At 48.3% G+C, this 1,624-nt stretch carries 2 protein-coding genes; one reads left to right on the forward strand and one right to left on the reverse strand.

The annotated features are described in order from the left end of the window. Nucleotides 1–167: 167 nt before the first annotated feature. Complete coding sequence (locus AC1D1X_RS22790; RefSeq protein WP_477669949.1) at nucleotides 168–1,211, reverse strand: DUF4917 family protein; 1,044 nt, start codon at nucleotides 1,209–1,211, stop codon at nucleotides 168–170. Nucleotides 1,212–1,437: 226 nt separating this feature from the next. Between AC1D1X_RS22790 and AC1D1X_RS22795 the strand changes: the two genes are divergently transcribed. Beyond that, nucleotides 1,438–1,624: hypothetical protein (locus AC1D1X_RS22795; protein WP_477699275.1), on the forward strand; the 187-nt coding region annotated here is incomplete at its 3' end.

Here is a 1,624-nt window from a genome sequence, read left to right on the forward strand (position 1 = left end):
CACCCAGCTTATCGATTTCAAGATTGATTTTCTTTAATGCCGTCGCTCCTCCCTCTCTCAACAGAAGACTCAACAACGTTTCAATTAGTCCCATGTCATCCCCGTTTGCGAAAGCTCTGGCAAGCTACAGCTCAAGTTCTCAACCTAGTGGATACGAATGAATCAACCTAAGCATTCCAAATACTCGCTGTCCTAGCATCGAATGTATGTACCTTGGCATGGAATTTCTTCTCTATGCTGCTGATCCATCGACTATCCGCCTCAGAGAACGTCCCGATATAGATGCTCCACAACTTTGGTGGGCTTTTTGTGCGAAGGTGATTTGCCTTGTTCAGGGCATCGATGATGTGGTCATCTGACTCGCCAAACCCAAACCCTAAAGTGACAACCGAACCGTCTAACTCACAAAGCTGGTCGTAGCAGTGCGAGAGATAGCGGTTGTGGCGAATCTGAGCTAGTTTCTCCGCGCCATTTCCTGCGGTAACAAAGATTGGGTACTCTCCGGCATCAAGGCGAACCCCAATGTTTTCCATCAGGTAACCTTCGTTGCTGTACTGCTCCTTGATGACCTCTGGACCGGTATCAAACAGTGGAAGCGAGCCGTGAAGATAGAAGATATTCTGGCTTTGCTTATTCAGACCCCACTGCAGTTCGGACCAATCCTCGGCCTCTGTTTTTTCTTGCACTTCTACAGGATTAAGCAGCTCCCGCCCAAATCCATCGGCCGAACCAGAAACGTTTTGACGCATCAAAATCCAGTACAGCAAAAGGTCGTAGTTCGTTGTAAAGATTTTTCCGCCCGACGTCGAGAATTTACTGATGAATTTGGCACAAGCAACGCTCTTCTCCTCTGGAATTTTGAAAACATGTTCGGGGTGAAGCGCCCTGATCGCATCTAGCAGGCTATGTTTTAGCTTTTCCTTCGCCGACGCCAATTTTTTGTGAAGATCCTTATCAGCACCAAGTTCTTCGAGCAGCGCGATGAACGTCTGGAGCTGCTCCATGATTAGTTCAAAATTCTTGGTTTTCATCGCAGCAAAAACGCCTGAAAGCGTGGCATCGTTCAAACTATCAATGAAATCGTATAGCGCGTTGTATGAGAAGATTTTCGGGTCATATGCCATGCTGAAGCCATTGCCCAGAAGCAAGTGTGCCGTCCGCCCCTTCTTTGCAAGCCCTTCTATGACCTCCTCAAAAGTGTCGTAATGCATCTCACCTCCACATACTTTTTATGCCCAGGATTGCATAGTGAACCTTGGGAAGGTAGCGCGCAAGGGTAGTAGGGCGTACTGTGGCCGTTCCGCCCATCTATGAATTACCTACCGTGGTCTCCGGTACATCCATACCCTCCAATTGGAGGAGACGGAGATGCTTGACCGTAATAGACTCAAGCGTCGGCCTCACATCGAGGAAACCTACCTATCCAACTGAAACTCCATGACAACACTCGCAGATCTGATTCCTGATGTTGATGTGCTGGTGGACTTACCTGATCAAGAGCTTGCATTGACTGTTCTGAAACTCTGTGCAGAACATGGTGGAGTCGGAAATCGCGGTGTTCATCCTCAGGTCATGCACCAATGGACTGTAGCCCCTAGTGATAGCGGCTATACCTATCCTATGG

The sequence above is a fragment of the Polaromonas sp. P1_G4 genome (assembly GCF_056405475.1).

Coding starts and splice junctions, on each gene's coding strand:
- AC1D1X_RS22790 (WP_477669949.1), bottom strand. CDS start 1,211: ATGCATTACGACACTTTTGAGGAGGTCATAGAAGGGCTTGCAAAGAAG.